Here is a 17871-nt window from a genome sequence, read left to right on the forward strand (position 1 = left end):
GGGTGACTGCCAGGCGCTTGCCCTAGATAACGGAATCGGCATCGAAGGCGGCTGCGGGAAAAGGCAGTAAGTAGATCTGTTGGGTGTCGGACGATCTCGTCTTCGTTCAACGTCATGTAATGAAGATGCGGCAAGCTGCCGCGTTCTCGCCGACCTGTTGCTATCTAACTCAGCCAGCCACGTTGAGCGCTCGCTGGCGCGCGTGTCAAAACGCGTGGCTGTGGACCTAATGCCTACAGCAGGGTCTACCCCCGGCGTACAATCGATCGCTATTCCCGCCGAGTTCCGTCGCCGCTGCTCGCATCGTCACGACCGAGAGCAGGTAGAGCATGGTGTACGCCGCCCGCCCGCTGTTGGTGCTCTACGTGGTGGCATGTCTGGCCGTGGTTCTGTGGCCCACCCCGGTCGATCGGTCGGTTGCCGGTGATCTCCACCAGCTCATCGGTGTTCTCAACAACGCAGGCCTCACCGTCGTTACCTACACCCGCATCGAGATGACTGCGAACGTGCTCATGTTCGTTCCACTCGGCGCGCTCGGGGTGCTGTCGTTTCCACGCATTCCGTGGTGGGTGGTGCCGGTTGCATGCCTCGAGCTGTCGGCTGCCGTCGAGCTCACGCAGTTGCTGTTCATCGAGCAGAGGTTCTCGACCCTCTCCGATGTGGCCTCCAACTCGATCGGCGCACTCCTGGGGGCTGCCGCGGTGGTCATCGGTCGACGAGGGTCTCGGGCGAACGAGCCTCATGCCTCAGCGCAAGCACCGTCGGCCATCGCCGCTTTCGACAGGTAGGTGCCTTCCGTTTGAGCGACTGCCGGTGCACGATGGGTCGATGGACCACCTCGACAACGCCTGCCATCACCGCCGCCGGCCTCACTGATTGGTGACGGCTCGCGCAGGCTCTCAACGCTCGCTTTCTCGCCGACGGGTATCGTCAGGCGGCTCAGCTTCTGACCCGCATCGACGACATCGCCATCGATTCAGGCCAGGTTCTGGGCGTGCGTACCACGGGCCCCGCCGTCGATCTTCGCTGTGATTTCAAGAGACCGAGCCGCACGAGACTTCCCGGCAGCGCTGGCACTTCGACCTGTGGCTGCCGGCGGAGCTCGTCGACTCGCGCATCCCCGCTGCGGTAGCGGCGGGCGCAACCGTCGTCGAGGACGAACCGGCCCCGTCGTTCGCGGTGCTCGTCGACCCTGAGGCAACCGCGTGTGCAGCTGGACGCAGGTCGGCCGCAGTTGATTGGAAGACGAAGCCCCTTCCCGGCGTACTCGCACGACACTCACGCCCGCTATGCTTCACCCCATAACTGCAGCGCACGGGGGTGGGGAGTTATGAAAGATCCAATTCGGGTCATTCGAAAGATGGTTCAGGGGCGAGCCGAGCGGGCGCGTCGATGCGCGCTCTGCGGCACAGGCGTCAGTGCGCCTACAGAGTCCTACGGAAGCTACCGATTCTGCTCGCGCAATCACGCGATGGAGTGGCACCAGCACTCAGTGATGTAGCTCCGGGGTCTGGCGTCGCAGCAGGGGTCGTCTGGCGAACTCGCGACCTAGGCTTCGACCCGGTTGGCTTCAACCGCGACTGTCTCTGTGCGAACACCAGCGTCGACTTCTACTTGGCGAAAGTACGATGTGAAACTGGCGAGCGCGCCGTCTTCACCGAGAACGTCGACCCGGTACTTGTGCCCAGCCGCCCCGAGTTCATCTGCCCGAGCGGGGTCGGCGCCCAGTGCGAGTGCCTCGTCGAGTAGCGCTTGTGGCTCGCCCGCTTTCACCACGCGCCCACCTTTCGACGCGTAAATTTCGCCAGCCGTGACGCCCGCGGGGTCCGTTGCGGCAATCACCGGCCGCCCGGCGTCGAAGTACGACGTCAATTTGCTCGGCACAGCCATCTCCGAGACTCCGGGAAGCTCATTCACGAGCAAGATGTCTGCCGCGCGCAGTGCGGCTTGAAAGTCCGCGTCGTCGAGGGAGTCCAGAAACTGCAGCCGCGTCACATCAGCGCCAAGCGCTTTGAGGTCGTCTTTCTGGGTTCCCCGGCCTAGCAACACGAATCGCACCCTGTGCCCCGAGCGATCGGCTAACCGAGCCGCGTCGACCACGTTGGCCAGCCCCTGCTTTACGCCCATGTTGCCCGCGTGCAGCACGATGGTTTCATCCGCAGCCCACCCTTGGGCTGCGCGAAAGCCTGCCGGGTCTGTTTCAGAATGGTGTTCGAGGTGCGTCCAGTTGCGAATCACGCGCACTCGGGCAGGGTCTACGCCGAGTGATGACACGAGGTGGTCGCGAAATCGGGGATGGATGACCACAACACCCGTGGCGGCTCGAAGGGTGTGCTTCTCCACGAGGGTGGCGATCTTCGCGGCCATCCGCCCTCCCGAACCCGTCTCGGTCATCCCGAGCCCGTAGATGTCTTGCACCCACACGTGCACCGCGGGCGCGGCCCGGCTCAGTTTGGCGCGCACGACGGCTATGGCGGTGGCGAAGAGCGCGGGGGAGACAGACACGATCACGTCGGGGTTGCCCCAACGCGTGAAGCTCACCCGTAGGCCGAAGCTGATCTCCGATACAAGACGGCGAATCCCGCTCGGCTTCGTCGGAATGTAGTGGCGCACTCGCGTGACGTCGACGCCGTCGAGGGCTTCGCGTGTGGTCCACCCGCCGTAACCGTCGTGCACCTTCCAGGCGGGGTAGTGGGGGTGCGCAACGATCGCGCGAACTCGATGGCCGCGACGACTCAACCCTCGGGCGAGTCCGGTCGTGTAGGGAGCGATTCCTGTCGATTCGGGCGCGTAGTTGAGCCCGACTACGAGAGCGTTGAGAGGCTTGTCGAGCGACGCTGCTCGGGCTTCAGCTGGCGCAGTCACCGCCGACATTCGTGTGGCGACGGCCGCTGCACGATAACCGTGTGTTGTCGCACCGATGAGTCGGAACGTTTCAACTCAGTCTCCCATTCCGTCGATATTGCCGTGAGATAAGCGATCAGTGCGGGTGCATTCGGGAGATGACGGCGCTGACTCAAATGCTACTCATCCCCGGAGTGATTGCAAATGTTGCCGATACCAACGAACCGTCGAGTCGAGGCCCTCCGACAGGGAGATTTGTGCTGTCCAGCCGGACGCCGCGAGCTTCGATACATCCAGCAGTTTCTGCGGGGTGCCGTCGGGCTTCGAGGTGTCCCACTCGGTTGCACCCGTGTAGCCGACGACCTCGCCGATGGCTTCCGCGATCTCGCGAATGGTGACGTCGGTGCCCGTGCCCACGTTCACTTGCTCGGGGCCGTCGTAGTGCTCCAAGAGGTGCAGGCACGCGGCGGCCATGTCGTCGACGTGCATGAACTCGCGGCGAGGCGACCCGGTTCCCCAGTTCGTCACACTGCTCGCACCGGTCGACGCGGCCTCGTCATATCGCCGGATGAGGGCGGGCAACACGTGCGAGCCCTGCGGCGAAAAGTTGTCACCCGGCCCGTAGAGGTTGGTCGGCATGGCCGAGATCCAGTGTTTGCCATGTTGGCGGCGCGCCGCCTGCACTTGGTAGATGCCAGCGATCTTGGCGATGGCGTATGCATCGTTGGTCGGTTCGAGGTGCCCGCTGAGAAGGGAGTCCTCGGTGATCGGCTGAGGGGCTAGTCGCGGGTAGATGCACGACGACCCGAGAAACAGCAGGCGTTCGACGTCGGCCTGGAGGGCCGCATCGAGCACGTTGACCTGAATCTGCAGGTTCTCGCTGAGAAAGTCGGCCGGGTAGGTGCTGTTCGCGAGAATCCCGCCCACCTTGGCCGCAGCGAGCACGACGTATCGCGGCTTCGTCGCTTCGAAGAAGGCGAAGACCGCGTCGCGGTTCTTGAGGTCGAGTTCACTCGAGGTGCGACCGAGGAGGTTGGTGAAACCTCCGGCTTCGAGCAGACGCCAGATCGCTGAGCCAGCGAGCCCGCGGTGCCCGGCGACGTAGAACGGCTCAGAGCGGTCAAGACTCGCGGGGAGGTAGGCGGGGGAGTCGCCCACCGTCACTTGGTTCCCCACGACGCCAACCTGGGCTTGTCCACCCACGCGCCGCCCTCGTGCCTAAGTGCTTCGATGTCGGCATCGACCATGATGCGGGCGAGCTCTGCGGTGTCGACCTCGGGCGTCCAACCGAGCTTGTCTTTCGCTTTCGATGCGTCACCGACGAGGGCGTCGACCTCGGTGGGTCGGAGGTAGCGCTCGTCGAATTTGACGTGCTTCTCCCAGTCGAGCCCGGCGCGGCTGAACGACGCTTCGACGAAGTCGCGCACGGTGAAGCTGCCACCGGTCGCGAGAACGAAATCCTCGGGTTCATCGGCCTGGAGCATGCGCCACATTCCCTCGACGTACTCCGCGGCATAGCCCCAGTCGCGCACCGAGTCGAGGTTGCCGAGATAGACATGGTCTTGCCCCCCCGCCTGAATGGCGGCGACGGCACGAGTGATTTTGCGTGTCACGAACGTCTCACCACGGCGAGGTGACTCGTGGTTGAAGAGAATGCCGTTCACCGCGAACATGTCGTAGGCCTCGCGGTAGTTCTTGGTGATCCAGTAGCTGTAGACCTTGGCAACGCCGTAGGGCGAGCGAGGGTAGAACGGCGTGTCTTCGTTCTGCGGCGGCGGAGTGGCGCCGAACATCTCCGAGCTCGAGGCCTGGTAGAACCGCGTGTCGATGGCGGCCATGCGCACGGCCTCGAGTAACCGGATCGTTCCGGTTCCAGTGGTGTCGGCGGTGTGCTCGGGCTCATCGAACGACACCCGCACGTGCGACTGGGCGGCGAGGTTGTAAACCTCGTCAGGGTTGATGCTCGCGAGGAGAGTGGCCATCCGTCCACCGTCGCTCAGGTCGCCGTAGTGCAGAAACAGCTTGGCCGAAGGCTCGTGCGGGTCGACATAGAGATGGTCGATGCGCGACGTGTTGAACGTCGACGCCCTACGGATGAGGCCGTGAACCTCGTACCCCTTCGAAAGGAGCAACTCAGCTAGGTAGGACCCGTCTTGCCCCGTGATCCCGGTGATGAACGCGCGCTTGCTCAAAAAAACATCCCCCGTTTCGTTCACCACATATGCCGTTGACCCTCGGCGGCACTGATGCGGTCTTGAGCATAGCCGCCCGGTGTTGCGCGCGGATTAACACGGCGCTCCGGCTCGTGTCCCGGCTCAGTAGAGCTAGCCTTTCTACTGGCGGGGGTGTTTGCGACCAGCGCTGCGCACACGGGGTTGCGCCCGGCGAGTTTCGGCAATAGTGCGTCCGCGCAGTCGCGCAATACGGAGGGTGGACATGATCAGTCTGGGTGGATTCACCGGGTCGGGTTACGACAAGGGGCGTGGCTTCGCGTGGCAGCTCGCGTGGGTGATCGCGTCATCCCTCATTGTCGAACGGATGTGGTCGCCATCCACTCTTCGCGTTACCGTGCTGCGATTCTTCGGGGCGTCGATTGGCCACGGTGTTCTGATTCGCCGGCACGTCAAGGTTCACTGGCCGTGGAAGCTCACCATTGGCGACAACGTGTGGATCGGTGTCGATGCATGGTTGCTCAACCTCGAGCCGATCAGCCTGGGTTCTGACGTGTGCATCTCTCAGAGCGCCCTTCTCTGCACCGGCAGTCACCGGTTTGATTCGGCGACCTTTGAATTCGATAACGCGCCCATCGACGTGCGCGACGGCGTCTGGATCGCTGCTCGTGCGACAGTGCTGCGAGGGGTGACGATCGGATCGGGCGCAGTGATCGGGGCAACCGCTTTGGTCACCCAGTCGGTGCCGCAGGGTGCGCGCGTCCTCGCGCCTCGCGCCACTGTTCGCGCCGCGGGCGAGCGAGCGTCGTAACAGTGTGTTCACAACATGTCGCTACGGTGGCCGGGCATGGCGCGACGCGCTACACGGAGGGACTGGCTTGATCTGGTTTGAATCAAGCGGCGAGACGGTTTGTGCCGTCGAATACGGGTTATGTGCCTCCGGCGGGGACGGTCATTCATGAGAATTGCGCAAGTGGTCACCTACATCTCGCCCGACGGCGCATTCGGTGGCCCGGTTACTGTCGCGCTCGCCCAGAGCGCCGCCCTTGCAAAGCTCGGCCACGACGTGACCGTGTTTGCTGGGTCGCCCGATGACGAGGTAGTCGAGTCGACTCTGCACGGGTTTGTCCAGAAATTATTTCCGGCGCGTATGATCGCGTCGCCCCTTGGGTTCGCGAGCATGCATGCGCGGGGCTTGACCCGGTATCTAAGCCGACACGCGACCCAGTTCGATATCGCCCACGTCCACATGGCCCGCGATCTGGTAACGCTGCCTGCCGCGATGGCGCTGCAACGTCGGGGGGTGCCGACGGTCATTCAGCCTCATGGAATGATCGACCGCTCGAGCAAACCGCTTGCGCGAGTGCTTGATCTCTTCGCCACAAAGCGCACGTTGAGTCGAGCCTCGACCGTGTTGAGCCTCACCGGCGCAGAGGATATTGAGCTGCACCTGGTCGCACCCGGCTCGACCGTGTCGCGCGTGTCGAATGGAGTGGCCGTGCTCGAGCTGCCGTCGCTCGACGGGAGGCCCGAGGATGTGCTTTTTCTCGCGCGGCTGCACCCACGCAAACGAGCGACAGCGTTCGTCGCGATGGCGGCGCTGCTGGTCGATGATCACCCGGCGACGCGGTTCTCGATTGTCGGGCCCGATGAGGGCGACCAAGCAGCGGTCGCAAAGAAAATCACGGATTCCGGCCTCACCTGGAAAGTGCACCTGGAGGGGGCTCTCGCCCCATCGCAGACATCCGACCGACTCCGCAGAGCACGAGTCTTCGTGCTCCCATCAACAGGTGAGGTCTTTCCGATGACGATGCTCGAGGCCTTCGCATCGGGAACCCCGACTGTGTGCACAGACTCACTCGGCATTGCAGAGGACTGCAAGAGGTATGGCGCGGCGATAGTGACCGACGGTTCGCCGCAACAACTCGCCGACGCAGTTCGCGAAGTTCTGCGCAGTCCAGCGTTGGCTGAATCACTTCGCAAAGGCGCCTACCGATACCTCCGAGAGCAGCTCGATATAAGCGCGGTAGCCACGTCACTTGAGACGACCTACCGCTCTGCGACACCGGGGCGAACATGAGTCGCGGCGTACAAGAAAGCAACGTAATCGGGATTGTGCAACCTTTCGTCCCGAGCTATCGCCGCGGTTTCTTCGATGCTGTCGCGGCGGGTCTCGCTCAGCACGACCTGACGCTTGAGGTGTGGCACGCGCAACCGACCGGTCGCGTTGCCGCGCGAGGTAATGCATCGTCTGGGCCGTGGTCTGTCGCCATCGATCAACACCGACTTTCACTGGGTCGCCGCAACCTGACCTTTCGCAACATCGCTCACCGGGCACGAAGTGCGCGTGCCGTCGTGGCGGGTCTCGCGAGCACTAACCTCGAGACCTACGCACTCGCGCTTGATCCGCGGGTGCACCTCATGCTCTGGGGGCACGGGCGCAATTACACGGCATCGAACTTCAAGCTCGACGGAGCAATCGAGTCGTGGTTGTGCCGTCGAAGTGCCCACGTGTTCGCCTATACGGACGGGGGAAAGGAGCACCTCGTCGCACGCGGCACACCGGGCTCTGACGTCACTGTTGTGCAGAACAGCACCGATACGAAGCGCCTCCTTGCTGCGCTCGCGAATCTGGGCCCGAACGCGGAAGCCGAAGTACGCCAGGCACATGGCTTGCATGGCGCCTTTGTCGGACTGTTCGTCGGTGCCCTCGACGCACCCAAACAATTGCCGATGCTCTTCGAGGCAGCGGATCTCATCCACGCCAGCCACCCCGAATTCGTTCTCGTGATAGCCGGCGCCGGGCCCGATGAATCGTCTGTTCGCTCGATGGCCTCGGCGCGCGAGTATGTGCGGATGATCGGCAGTGTTGATGCCTCGGCTCTTGCTCAGCTCTCCCTCGCCGTCGATCTTGTGCTGATGCCTGGGAGAATCGGACTCGTGGCGGTCGACGCGCTCGCGCTCGGGCTACCGATAGCGACGACTCGCTACCCCTTTCACGCACCCGAAGCCGACTACCTCACGGACGGAATCGATTCGATCTGGACCGACTTCGACCCGCGCTCATTTGCCGACGGCGTTTCGGGGCTGATCGCCGACACAGAGCGCCGAGGCCGCATGTCCGACGCCGCCGCAGCGAAAGGCCGGGCCTTCTCGGTCGAGCAAAGCGCGAGCCGTTTCGTTGATGGTGTTGTGGCGGGGCTTACCCGGTGAGTCATTCGATGCCGCTTTCTCGGAAGACCGAGTAGTGGTGCAGCGAGGACGGCGTCTTGCGGGCCAATTCGCTTGGGCTTCAGGTGGCAGGATCGTCGCTGCGCTTCTTCAGGCGGGACTTCTGGTGCTTGCAGCGCGCGCGGTAGTACCGGCTGAGTTCGGCCTCCTGGCAAGTGTGCTCGGCATCGCAACGGTCGTTCAGACCGGGCTTGATTTCGGGGTGTCGACGTTCATTACGCGCGAACGCGCAACCAACCCCGAGAGCGGATCAATTCGAACCGCTCTTCGATTCAACACTCTTACTTCTGCTTTGATGGCCGTGATCAGTGCTCTCGTTCTGGCGCTGGTCGGGTGGCTGGTAGACCCCAGGTTCCTTCTGCTTCTTCCTCTGGCCGTGTGGATAAGCATGGAGCGGACTGCAGACGTTCGGCTGGCGATCGCTTTCGCTGATGGCGACGTGAAGGTCAACTCAATCAACCTCATTGCTCGGCGAAGCGTCGCGATCATCCTCTTTGTGGCGCTTGCTCCAGTGATCGATGCCATGCTCGCTTTCGCCATATCGACGGCGGTTGCAGCCGTCGGATCTGCGGTCTTCGCCAACGCATACGTTCGACGCCGGGTGACAGTGCCCGCCAGCATCCGGTACTCGGAACTTCTGAAGGCGAGCTGGCCTTACTGGCTCCACTCATTAGCCACTCAAGCGCGAAATCTCGACGCGGCTGTCACCGCCGGCTTCGCCGGCCCGACGCAAGCGGGATACTTCTCGGTTGCAAGTCGGCTGACGAGCCCATTGCGGATCCTCCCGACGACGCTTGGCAACGTTCTTCTGCCGAATGCGTCACGACTAAGTGGTTCGCGTCGCGACATGAGATCGTTGGCGAAGCTCAGTGTTGTTGCGCTTCTGATTTCTACTGCCCTCTACGCAGTGGTGTTTCTCCTTACCCCGTGGGGCGTGCCATTGCTGCTCGGGGCCGACTATGCGAACTCGGTACCCGCAGTGATGATCGTTGTGGCAGGACTGCCATTCGCGGCTGCGATCTCGCTCTTTTCTGCACTCCTTCAGGGTGCCGGGCGCAAACACTTCGTCGCTACGGTCTCCACGTCGTCTGCGATCATCTGCTTGACAGCGGTTGCCATCGCATCGGCAGCGTGGGGTGCAATCGGCGCGGCGGGAGCGCTGAGCATGACCTTCATGCTTCAGGCGGTTGCGACCGTCATCGGCTACTACTTTTTTGTCGACCGAAACAGGCAGGAAAACCCTTGATCAGCAAAGTGCGTGAGGTGTTCTGCACCGTCGCCGCCCAGGAAGACAATCTCGGAGATATTGAGATACGCCAGCAGATGCTGAATATGGTTTCCGGCCCTTCAACTCGCCTCCACGTGAGCCTAGGGGCCATGAGTAGCGACTACGTCGACGCGTTCACCTTCCCGCCAGGCACACGCCTCTATCGATCGTCGGTCCGCCTCGGTCTCAGATTTCTTGTCGAGAGTCTTCGTGGACGCTCCGCGCTTATTTTTCCGCCCGGCCCTTATCCAGCCAATACCTTTCGCTCCGCCGTTCGGTCGTTCGCGAGCCTGGTCGCCATTCGGGTCGCGGGGCTGCGCGGCGGCCCATCAATCACAGTGGGCAAGTCCGTGCGTGGGACTCATCGTCTTGCCATTGCAGCAGAAAGATCGGTAGCAAAGGCCTCGGCGATTTATGTCGCGAGAGATCTCCGAACTGCCGATGCGCTCGGCCTTCCAATCAGGAACTCTCCGGACATTGCGCTCTTGGAGGCACCCAGGGTCGCGCTGGAACCGCGCTATTTCACAATTTCGATTCGCTACGATCGCAAAGTTAGCGACGACGTGTTGGGTGCCCTCATCAAGTGGGCGCGGACCGAGGGCCTCGAGCCAGTCTTCGTGTCACAGGTGCAACGGGATGACGCGCAACATCGCTTGCTGGCCAGCCGCCTCGGAGCCCAGGCTTTCGAATGGGGAGCTCGCACACATGCCGAGCAATTATTGGCAGTCCGTCGCGTCTACGAAGCAAGCGCCTTCGTGGTAACGGATCGCCTCCATGTCGCCCTATTCGGTGTTGTGGGCGGCGCAGTCCCAATTGCGTTCACCTCTGCGGGTGAGCCAAGTAAGATCAGTGCTGCGTTCGAAGGGGTACTCCCATTTGTTCAGGTCGATCGAGACAACCCCAGTTCGGTTTCGCGCATTGATGAGATCGGCTTCGAAGATCTGCGCAGACAATTAAGGACTGAGGGAGTGCGAGCGCGCAATGACCTCTTGAGCCTTGTCGATGGGGTTCGGCGAGTGCTGGCAAGGACCTAGGCTGCCGCGCTGCGTCAGACTCCCATCGCAATGTCAACACCGTCTTGAACTCACCTAGCTAGCGCTATCGCGAGCTCGATCGCTCGTCGATCTGGCTTGGCGCGCTTCCTTGCACCAGCAGTCGGCATACGGATCGCGCACTTCTTGAGCGACAACTGCTGTGCTTCTCCGCTAGTTGAGGATCTGAGAACCTAGCTCATCGGACAGACCAGCGACGAACGTCGCGGTGAGGTGATTCGAGTCTCTGTAAATCAGTGTGGACCCGGTGATTAGCTCGCAACGGTCGCCGCAGATTTGATCCGTGAGGTCGATGTATTTCCCACCACGCTGTCGGACGATTGCGGCTTCTTCATCTGAGTATTGCCCGCTCAGACCTTCCTCCCTTGTCGTGCCGCAGGCGAAAGCATCGTTGATTTGCGCCGACAAACAGGTCGCGGGCTGAACACCAAGAAGTGGCGTGTCGCGTATCACTGCAACTTCGCCGACATTTGTAAGAGCCCCCAGGGTTAAATCAAGCCCGTTCGCCCATCTCGACGCTGTGAGATTCTCAAAACCGTCACTTCGAGAGTAGCTGGAGAGGATCACGACGTCGGGCGCTTCTTCGTTTAGTTCCTCTATTACTGCCCACCTCCACTTGTCGCACTCAACGTATGGATTGCCCAGGTACAACTTCTCTACGTCTACAGAGGGGCATGAACTCTTGGTGTCCACTCTGAGATCGATCAGCCCCTCGGCGGCGAGCCGTTCGAGCGCGGGAAACCACTGGGCCGAGTGTGAATCACCAAAAAGAGCAACCTTGACGGGCGCTGTACCAGTTCCGTATCGACAACCAAGTGGCTCGGTCTGCGCATCGTCCGCGTGACAGCCATCCGCGTAAATTATTGGATTGTCGCCGGAGGCGGCTCGAAGTGTCGGGCTGAGATTCGTGGGGACAAAGTCCGTGAACACGGGGGTCTCCGTGGTCGTCAACGTTGTCGCTGCCCGATCGGATTCAATATCTATGCTTTCGGTGGCGCGAAGAGCGAACAGCGATGAAGCAACCACCGCGGTTGTGAGGGCGCCCGCAGCAAAAGCTGTAAATCTAGGTCGCGCGCCAGCTAGGCGCCAGCCTCGTATCCCCGGAAGCTCGATCCACCGGTAGCAGCAGTAGGCGAGTGGCACAGCGAGTAGGGAAAGTCCGAGGCTCATGACGAGGGGCAGTTCCCTCCCGAGCCCATCGTGCTGCTCGAAGATCACCAAGAGAGGCCAATGGACGAGGTAGAGCGAGTAGGAGATAGTACCGACGAAGACTATGCCGCGGGTTCTAAGCACGACACCCGGGCCGAACCTCGCGGGAGCCGCTCCTGCGATCAGCACGAGCATCGTAAGGGCGACGGGAATGGCTGTCATTACGCTCGGGTACGGGGTGGCGGAGGAGAAAGTGCTGCCGACCACAATGAGCCCACCGAGCCCAACCCATCCCATAATCGCCGACACCGAAGGGTTCAACGACGCCGCGCGGTTGATGAGAAAGGCGAGAATCCCGCCCGCCGCAAGCTCCCACGCCCGGGTGGGAAGTGAGAAGAAAGCCCACGGTTGCGAGATCGTGGTGAGAACCAAGCAGGCAGCAAACGACACCGCTGCGAAGGCGACCACCATGGCAAAGAGGCCACGCTTCGATCTTCGGGCGATCAAGAAGCCGAGCGCGAGCATCGCGGGCCAAATCAGGTAGAACTGCTCTTCCACTCCAAGGGACCAATAATGCTGAAATAGCGACGGAGTTGTCTCCGCCAAATAGTCAGTTCCAGTTCTCGCGAAGAACAAGTTCGGCACATACAGCGCGGTTGCGATTGCCCCTTCAAATATGCGCTCTCGAGCGAGGGGCGGCAAGAACATAAAGCCCGCGACCATAGAAGCGATGAGCACAGCGAACGATGCCGGCAGAATGCGGCGTGCTCGCTTGGCGTAGAACTGCGCGAATGAGATGCGGCCGTCGCGGTCGAGACTTGCAAGCAGGTGATTCGTGATCAAGAATCCTGAGATCACGAAAAAGACATCGACACCGATGTACCCGCCGGGGAGGAACGGAAGACCGCCGTGATAGAGAACTACAAGGGCGACAGCTAATCCGCGCAGCCCCTGAATGTCGGGGCGGAACGGCTGGCGCGCGAACGATGCCGTCTGCTTTTCAGACGAGGGGCCAGCCTCGCCGGGCGAGGTGACGGTTGCGACATGAGCTGTCTGCGTAAGTGATTGCTTCATACGATCGCGGTCCACCGTCGTGACTTAGTTGCTCGGTAGGCAAGGTCGTACAGAGTCGGTGACGCAGCAAGCAAAACGGAGCGAGCCATCGAGCCGGTCGATCCGCGCAGCTCGAACACTTCTGAGAAGGACATACGGTCGCGGTTTCGACGACGCAGCCTTCTCGCCTCCGACGAGTCGTAGTGCGTCCTCCGCCTCGCGATCTCGTTGGCTGTAGGTATCACTACGTTGCGGTATTTGAAAGAAACGAGAGCTCGGCGCGTGCGACCGGCATCGTGCAGGGTGGCTGCGCCTGCCGCAGCGATCTCGTAACACCGCTCGAGATCATCCCAGTTGTATTTTCTGCTGTTGAGTATCGAGCCGGCGTGAAGTGCGTAGGCATAGAGCGACGCGGGCACGAGTTGCACTGAAGCGAGGCGTGGCAGGAGGGCGAGCAACGCACCCATGTCGGAGTGCGCTCTCGTTGAAGGGAACATGTCGAATGGCAGCGACTCTCGGCGAAAGAGTTTGTTCCAGAGGTGACCTTGAAGTGTGCCCTCGAGCATGCGCAGAAACGCCTCTTCGCCCGAGATCGACTCGAGACGGGGCGCATCGTCGATTAGCCCCACCTCGTCACCCGTGTCGTTTACTTTGCGCGCATTGCATGCGGCGATATCGGCACTGCCGATCGCAGCTGCCATCTCGGTGACAATCCGTGAATCCCAACTGTCGTCGGCGTCGACGAACCACACGAACTCCCCCGAACACAGCCGCATCGCTTCGTTGCGCGCATTCGCAACACCCGCGCCGGTGGCGTGATGGATCGTCACGCGCGAGCTGGACGAGTCGACCCACTGCTTAACTCGAGCAGCCGTGCCGTCGGTGGAGTGATCGTCGATGACGATGAACTCATAGGGGATGCTGGCGTCGAGAGCTTCGAGCTGCGAGATTGCACGATCGAGATACCCCTCGGCGTTGTGCAGAGGGAGCACCACGCTCACCAGGGACATCGGGCGAGTCACCCCGTGCGCCCAGAAGAGACAGTCGACCTGAACGACGCGATCTCATCTGCCAGAGCGGTTGCCGCCGCAGCCATCTTTGTGGAGAGGTCTGCCCGGCGCGCATGCTGACTAGCGAGAAAGGCGGTGATTTCGTCAGCAGACTTGCCGTCGCTTCGCAGCGACAGACCCGTCATGCCGATCGTCGCGAAGTGCTGTTCGACCTTTGGCTTGGGGCTGTGCGCGATCTCGACCGGCATCGCGCCGGCCTGAGCCGCGAGGATCAGAACATGAAGCCTGTCACTGATGGCGATAGCACTCGATAGGTATCGCTGACGCACGAGCCTCTCGTGGTCGAGATCGCCGCGCGTACCCCACGCGACATACTCGGCGAGGTCACCAAAGCGATCGGCGATCTGCTTTGTGCGCACCTCATCTTCATCAACCTGGCTGAGTGCCACGATGCGCATACCGTTGTCGACGGCGTAGCGGGTGATTCCCGCGAACCACTCGTCGGAAGGAAAAGCGCGCTTGCCCCGCATGCTCACCACGATCTCGCGGCGTTCCGGCCACGGCATACCCTCTTCGCGTGGTTCGGCGAACGCGGTGTCGGGCACGAGACGCCCCACTCGCATTTGCGAGAGTGACGAGCGCTCTCTCCAGAGCACGACATTCGAGAGTTTGCTCGAGATTCGGTAGAGCAACCCCACGAGGCGGTCCACTTCGCCCACAGCACGGGGCGGGCGGAACACGATGCCCCCGCGCAGCCTCACGGCAAGCACGATGGCGAGAAACATGATCTCGGATTTGAGGTGCTCGCGACCCAGGGGAACCTCTCCGGGGTCGAACACCAAAACCTTCTTGCTGCCGCCTGAGAGAAGCCCTTTGAGCCACTGTCGACGGTCGCGAGCCGGGTAGGCCTTTTCGTCGGCAGTGAGTGCGAGCTGGTCGAGCCAACCGGGCGTCGTCTTGCCGATGTAGGCGTGAATTCGGCCCAAGCCTCGACACCATTTCAACACGCGACGGCGAATCACCGCATCGCCCAGATTGCCGCTGACGCCCGTCAAAATCACATAGACATCGATCTGCTTCGACTTGGTCATTCTGCCCCTCTGCTGCGTCGCTGCACCAGGGCTCGCGCCCTGCCGAGCAACTTCCATGACTCCCGCTTGAGCTTGTTGCGCACCCTCACGACGAAGCTCATCCTCGTGCCCGATTGGTATTTGTCGATCAGCGGCAGGACCGCATCGAGATACACCGAGAGGTCGCCTGCCGCCTTCGCGCGAGCGAAAGCGTCGTGGCTCATCGCCGAAAGAGCTCGGCGTTCGCGAATCAGCTCGACCCGCTCGGGCGGCACCGGGTATCCGGGCTGCACTCTTTTCTTGGGGTGCCAGCGTCCCGCCGCGTCGTCATCGGCGAGGCGCACGGCGAGTCCGTCGCGACGGTGACGGAAGTTGCCCGCCTGTGTGCGCGCCGTCGACTCGACGTCGAGGTCGTCGTGCATGATCTCGCCATCGCCGTGGCCCCGTGCGAAGATCGCGCTCAGCTCAGGGGTGCGGGTGACCACGACGTTCGTGCCGCGCCAATCGATCTCATACTTCGACAACCACGCATCGCCGATCACGACGTCAGCAGTCTCAGCGAAGACGTCGTCGCAGTAGTTGCAGGCCTCAGGCTGAAAGACTGCGTGCCCCCAGCTTCCACCGACAAGGTCGAGGGTCTGAGTCGCGCGCCACTGGTGGTCGCGTTTGTCTTGCACGCCGAACTCGTATTGACGAGAAGTCAGCTCGCGGTTCTTGATGCGGAAATCGACCGTTTCGATGTTCGCTGGCTCGACACCGAGCTGCCATGCAAAAGACTCCGCGTAGGCAGTCGACTTGAGGTGCCCGCAGAGAATACCGATCGCGTATCGCACTTGACCGGCGAGCTCGGCGTCGTCTTTCATGACGAGACGGATGCTGCGCACGGCACACGGGATACCGACGAAGGCGTATCGCAAGCCGTCGCCCTTAACGCTGCGTACAGCCTCAGCGAAGCTCGCCGGGTAGTACTTCGATTTGCGCGCCGCACGAAGGTCGTCAACGGATCGTGAGACGACGTAGCCGAAAAGGGGGTTGTCGGTGTCGCCCACGTGGATCACACCGTCGACCGAATCGGATTCGAGCAGCTTGGTGAGCAACCACGTCGTGAGACCACCCGAGCTGCTCTTTTCCACCGCGCCATCATTGAGAACCCGACCGGCGAACGACGTATCGTGGCGCCCGATGCGACCGTCATGCGGGAGTTCGGGATAGAGATCGGTCGAGATCTCATCTTCGTTCTGCGACTCGTCGGCGAAAGGGCACACCCTGGAGCCGATCGCTCGGTCGGCGTCGGAGACCCCTGTCAGATCGGCGACATACTGGCCGCGTGTGCCGAGCACTACTGGAATGCGTCCGTCGGTCGCCGTCGAGCAACCGCCGCACCCGATGCAGGCGCCGTTCGCCACGACCTCATCGATGGACGTAGATAGGGTCACGTCTCGTCACTCATAGTCATCGCAGTCGTTCCCCCTTCGGCCACCACCCGGCCGTGATTGCACTCGCTCCTGCGCGGCGAAACTCGGCAGAGAGCAGTGCCGATCCGACGCGGAGGAGTGAGTATGACGCTATCTGATGTGCTGCCAACCCCGTGCCGGTTAACGAGAACTTCACGAGGCAAGCGTGGTCGATGCCTCAGATTAGTAAGCGCCATCGCGCCCGAGAACCGCCTTGACTGTGCGCCATAGAATCACGAGATCACCTGTTGTCGACCAGTTCTCGACGTAGTAAAGATCGAGTCGTACGGTGTCCTCCCACGACAAGCGCGAGCGTCCGCTGACCTGCCAGAGCCCGGTGATGCCCGGCTTGACGAGGAACCGGCGATGCACATGCGTTTCGTATGCTGACACCTCACTTTCGAGCGGCGGGCGAGGGCCGACCAGAGACATGCTGCCCCCGAACACGTTGAACAGCTGGGGGAGCTCGTCGAGGCTGAATCGGCGCATGAATCGACCGAGCGGGGTGACCCGCGGGTCGTTCTTCATCTTGAACATCACCGAGTTACCTTCCGACGCTCCACTCTCAAGCAGCTCGCCGAGAAGCGCCTCGGCATCGGGCCGCATCGACCTGAACTTCAGCATGACGAAAGGCCGGCCCCCGATGCCGATCCGTTGCTGCCGGAACAGCACCGGGCCGGAGTCGGAGAGCCGAACGCCGATAGCGATGATGGCGAGAAGGGGAGAGATCAGTGTGATGATCATCGCCGAGACGATGATGTCGAATGAACGCTTTGTTCGGCTCTTGCGGCCCTCGAAGCGAGGCGTTTCAACATGAATGAGGGGCAAGCCTGCGACAGGTCTCGTGTGGATTCGAGGCCCGCCAATGTCGGTGAGGCTCGGTGCGACGATGAGGTGCCGGCGACCGGGTTCGAGGCTCCAACTCAATTCGCGCATCTTGTCGGGAGGCAGCTGCTCCGAACTCGTGACGATCACCGTGTCAGCCCCGCTCGCGTCGAGCGAGGCGAGTACCTGGTCGAGGCGGCCCATGATGGGCACCCCAGTATCGAGCAGCGTGCCACCGATCTCCCCCGTGCCGACGCAGGCACCCACCACCTGATAACCCGCTTCTGGAGCGCGGGCGAGCTCGCGCGCTATGTGTGCTGCAGACGTGAGCGATCCCACAAGCATCACCTTCGACACTCGCCGCCCGAGGCGTCGTTCCATGCAGAGCCACTGACGCCAGATCCAGCGGGAGAGCACGAGCACTGCAACACCGAGCGGGAAGGCAATGAGCACGTAGCCGCGAGCGATTTGCGCCTGAAAAAGGTACGCGATTATCGCGATGAGCCCGAACAGACGAATCGAGGCATCGATGATGAGCTTGTATTCCTCCGGCCCGGTGCCGAGCACTTTGTAGCCTCGGGTTCCGAAGAACGACAGAACCATCATCCAGGCTCCGATAATGGCAATCGATATCGCGGTGTAATTGACGACCAGGAACCATGTGTCACCTGAGATAGCGAGCTGCGCGGAGTCGAGCCCGAACCACGCGATTTGGACGCCGATGACAACCCACGCGAGCACGAGA

15 protein-coding genes are annotated in these 17871 nt (G+C 62.0%); 7 read left to right on the plus strand and 8 right to left on the minus strand.

Annotated features, from left to right (window positions below; all coding sequences use genetic code 11):
* Positions 1–329 precede the first annotated feature (329 nt).
* Both ACLHIH_RS11870 and ACLHIH_RS11875 read left to right on the plus strand, forming a co-directional pair.
* Positions 330–788, plus strand: a complete 459-nt coding sequence (locus ACLHIH_RS11870; protein ID WP_411317029.1) for a VanZ family protein — start codon at positions 330–332, stop codon at positions 786–788.
* Between the two features lie 301 nt (positions 789–1089).
* Positions 1090–1305 (plus strand): hypothetical protein, encoded by a 216-nt coding sequence (locus tag ACLHIH_RS11875; RefSeq protein WP_411317288.1) that lies wholly within the window; start codon positions 1090–1092, stop codon positions 1303–1305.
* 243 nt (positions 1306–1548) lie between these two features.
* Here the strand turns inward: ACLHIH_RS11875 and ACLHIH_RS11880 are convergent, their stop codons facing one another.
* From ACLHIH_RS11880 to gmd, 3 genes are all read right to left on the minus strand, one after another.
* The gene (locus ACLHIH_RS11880) at positions 1549–2874 is read right to left on the minus strand and encodes a glycosyltransferase (protein WP_411317030.1); all 1326 of its coding nucleotides are present in this window, start codon (positions 2872–2874) and stop codon (positions 1549–1551) included.
* A 153-nt stretch (positions 2875–3027) separates the two neighbouring features.
* A complete protein-coding gene (locus tag ACLHIH_RS11885) occupies positions 3028–4020 on the minus strand; it encodes a GDP-L-fucose synthase family protein (protein WP_411317031.1) in 993 nt (330 codons plus the stop codon).
* Positions 4005–5036 carry a GDP-mannose 4,6-dehydratase gene (gene gmd / locus ACLHIH_RS11890; RefSeq protein WP_411317032.1) on the minus strand — a complete coding sequence of 344 codons (1032 nt, stop codon included), beginning with the start codon at positions 5034–5036 and terminating at the stop codon, positions 4005–4007. Before gmd ends, ACLHIH_RS11885 begins: the two co-directional genes overlap by 16 nt.
* A gap of 244 nt (positions 5037–5280) precedes the next feature.
* On the opposite strand from gmd, the gene ACLHIH_RS11895 reads away from it, so the two are divergent.
* The 5 genes from ACLHIH_RS11895 (at position 5281) to ACLHIH_RS11915 (ending at position 10547) form a co-directional block, all read left to right on the plus strand.
* Entirely contained in the window at positions 5281–5826 is a 546-nt protein-coding gene (locus tag ACLHIH_RS11895) for a DapH/DapD/GlmU-related protein (protein ID WP_411317033.1), read from the plus strand.
* Positions 5827–5988: 162 nt separating this feature from the next.
* Positions 5989–7095: a glycosyltransferase gene (locus ACLHIH_RS11900; protein ID WP_411317034.1), complete on the plus strand. Its 1107-nt coding sequence runs from the start codon at positions 5989–5991 to the stop codon at positions 7093–7095.
* Complete coding sequence (locus ACLHIH_RS11905; RefSeq protein ID WP_411317035.1) at positions 7092–8228, plus strand: glycosyltransferase family 4 protein; 1137 nt, start codon at positions 7092–7094, stop codon at positions 8226–8228. Before ACLHIH_RS11900 ends, ACLHIH_RS11905 begins: the two co-directional genes overlap by 4 nt.
* Positions 8200–9492 carry a lipopolysaccharide biosynthesis protein gene (locus ACLHIH_RS11910; protein ID WP_411317036.1) on the plus strand — a complete coding sequence of 431 codons (1293 nt, stop codon included), beginning with the start codon at positions 8200–8202 and terminating at the stop codon, positions 9490–9492. Before ACLHIH_RS11905 ends, ACLHIH_RS11910 begins: the two co-directional genes overlap by 29 nt.
* A complete protein-coding gene (locus ACLHIH_RS11915) occupies positions 9489–10547 on the plus strand; it encodes a polysaccharide pyruvyl transferase family protein (protein ID WP_411317037.1) in 1059 nt (352 codons plus the stop codon). The genes ACLHIH_RS11910 and ACLHIH_RS11915 overlap by 4 nt, the downstream gene beginning before the upstream one ends.
* Before the next feature lie 171 nt (positions 10548–10718).
* Here ACLHIH_RS11915 and ACLHIH_RS11920 read toward each other — a convergent pair whose 3' ends face one another.
* The 5 genes from ACLHIH_RS11920 to ACLHIH_RS11940 all read right to left on the minus strand — a co-directional run bounded on the left by ACLHIH_RS11920 (position 10719) and on the right by ACLHIH_RS11940 (position 17867).
* Positions 10719–12788, minus strand: coding sequence for an acyltransferase family protein (locus tag ACLHIH_RS11920; protein ID WP_411317038.1), 2070 nt, complete (start codon positions 12786–12788; stop codon positions 10719–10721).
* A complete protein-coding gene (locus ACLHIH_RS11925) occupies positions 12785–13777 on the minus strand; it encodes a glycosyltransferase family 2 protein (RefSeq protein WP_411317039.1) in 993 nt (330 codons plus the stop codon). The genes ACLHIH_RS11920 and ACLHIH_RS11925 overlap by 4 nt, the downstream gene beginning before the upstream one ends.
* 8 nt (positions 13778–13785) lie before the next feature.
* Entirely contained in the window at positions 13786–14868 is a 1083-nt protein-coding gene (locus ACLHIH_RS11930) for a polysaccharide pyruvyl transferase family protein (protein WP_411317040.1), read from the minus strand.
* Positions 14865–16283 carry a Coenzyme F420 hydrogenase/dehydrogenase, beta subunit C-terminal domain gene (locus ACLHIH_RS11935; protein ID WP_411317041.1) on the minus strand — a complete coding sequence of 473 codons (1419 nt, stop codon included), beginning with the start codon at positions 16281–16283 and terminating at the stop codon, positions 14865–14867. The genes ACLHIH_RS11930 and ACLHIH_RS11935 overlap by 4 nt, the downstream gene beginning before the upstream one ends.
* A 201-nt stretch (positions 16284–16484) precedes the next feature.
* Positions 16485–17867 carry a sugar transferase gene (locus ACLHIH_RS11940; protein WP_411317042.1) on the minus strand — a complete coding sequence of 461 codons (1383 nt, stop codon included), beginning with the start codon at positions 17865–17867 and terminating at the stop codon, positions 16485–16487.
* Between the last annotated feature and the right edge of the window lie 4 nt (positions 17868–17871).

The sequence above is a fragment of the Marisediminicola sp. LYQ134 genome, from assembly GCF_046599635.1.
Lineage (GTDB): Bacteria > Actinomycetota > Actinomycetes > Actinomycetales > Microbacteriaceae > Marisediminicola.

Bases quoted from the DNA above. Each gene is read 5' to 3' on its own strand.
- ACLHIH_RS11880 (WP_411317030.1), bottom strand. From the start codon at position 2,874: ATGTCGGCGGTGACTGCGCCAGCTGAAGCCCGAGCAGCGTCGCTCGAC.
- ACLHIH_RS11910 (WP_411317036.1), top strand. From the start codon at position 8,200: ATGGTGTTGTGGCGGGGCTTACCCGGTGAGTCATTCGATGCCGCTTTC.
- ACLHIH_RS11925 (WP_411317039.1), bottom strand. From the start codon at position 13,777: ATGTCCCTGGTGAGCGTGGTGCTCCCTCTGCACAACGCCGAGGGGTAT.
- ACLHIH_RS11905 (WP_411317035.1), top strand. From the start codon at position 7,092: ATGAGTCGCGGCGTACAAGAAAGCAACGTAATCGGGATTGTGCAACCT.
- ACLHIH_RS11870 (WP_411317029.1), top strand. From the start codon at position 330: ATGGTGTACGCCGCCCGCCCGCTGTTGGTGCTCTACGTGGTGGCATGT.
- ACLHIH_RS11920 (WP_411317038.1), bottom strand. From the start codon at position 12,788: ATGAAGCAATCACTTACGCAGACAGCTCATGTCGCAACCGTCACCTCG.
- ACLHIH_RS11895 (WP_411317033.1), top strand. From the start codon at position 5,281: ATGATCAGTCTGGGTGGATTCACCGGGTCGGGTTACGACAAGGGGCGT.
- ACLHIH_RS11930 (WP_411317040.1), bottom strand. From the start codon at position 14,868: ATGACCAAGTCGAAGCAGATCGATGTCTATGTGATTTTGACGGGCGTC.